Raw genomic sequence first — 584 nt, 5'->3', positions numbered from 1 at the left:
AAATATGCACCGCATTTGGGCATGTTCAAGGAATCGGCCGGGGACGATCCCATCGATCAATTGAACTTTATGGCAGACATGGGATTTACGGCCTTTGAGGACAATGGCATGAAAGGTAGGACCACGGGCCTACAGGAACAAATGGCCAGAACCATGCAAAAACGTGGGATTGGTATGGGGGTCTTCGTTGCCCATGAAATTTTCTGGAACAAGCCCAACCTCACCAATGGGGACACCTCACTGCGTGAAAAGTTTCTGAAAGAGATAAAGGAATCCATCGATGTCGCCAAGCGGGTAAATGCCAAATGGATGACCGTGGTCCCCGGACATGTGGACCTTCGTTTGCGCATGGGCTATCAGACCGCAAATGTTGTTGAATCGCTCAAAAGGGCCTGCGAACTATTGGAGCCACATGGATTGACCATGGTATTGGAGCCCCTTAACTTCAGGGACCATCCCGGACTGTTTCTTACCGACAGTCCCCAAGCCTATGAAATATGCAAGGCTGTGGACAGTCCCTCCTGCAAGATACTTTTTGACATTTACCACCAACAGATCCAAGAGGGGAACCTGATCCCCAACAT

The 584-nt window shown here is 49.8% G+C and carries 1 protein-coding gene; it reads left to right on the top strand.

The annotated features are described in order from the left end of the window. Positions 1-584: TIM barrel protein (locus VM932_RS16695; protein ID WP_326280435.1), on the top strand; the 584-nt coding region annotated here is incomplete at both ends.

Origin of the sequence: Flagellimonas halotolerans (assembly GCF_035818535.1) — a bacterium.
Lineage (GTDB): Bacteria > Bacteroidota > Bacteroidia > Flavobacteriales > Flavobacteriaceae > Flagellimonas > Flagellimonas halotolerans.
The sequence above is the reverse complement of the archived record's forward strand: the minus strand, read 5'-3'. Positions and strand labels throughout refer to the sequence as shown.